At 55.2% G+C, this 203-nt stretch carries 1 protein-coding gene; it reads right to left on the bottom strand.

The window, feature by feature from the left end; all coding sequences use genetic code 11:
- On the bottom strand, positions 1-203 hold a 203-nt coding region (locus BM607_RS21730), incomplete at both ends, for an Ig-like domain-containing protein (RefSeq protein ID WP_140393448.1).

The following is a 203-nucleotide window of genomic DNA, read 5'->3' as shown; positions in this document are numbered from 1 at the left end:
ATCACCAAGCCGTTGGCAGTGGTGTAGACCACGCCATTGATGGTGACAGCCAAGGTGCTGTTGTCACCCAAATCGACCGTGCCGTTGAACACTAAGGTGTTGTCGTTGGTGATGAAGTCGCTGCCCGAGGCGCCGGTGTCATCGGTAATGCTGGTGATCGCCACGGTGTTGCCGTCGCCATCTTGGTCAATCTTGGTATCAAT

Origin of the sequence: Shewanella sp. SACH, assembly GCF_001887095.2 — a bacterium.
Taxonomy (GTDB): Bacteria; Pseudomonadota; Gammaproteobacteria; order Enterobacterales; family Shewanellaceae; genus Shewanella; species Shewanella baltica.
This window is presented reverse-complemented; position numbering and strand designations above follow the sequence as displayed.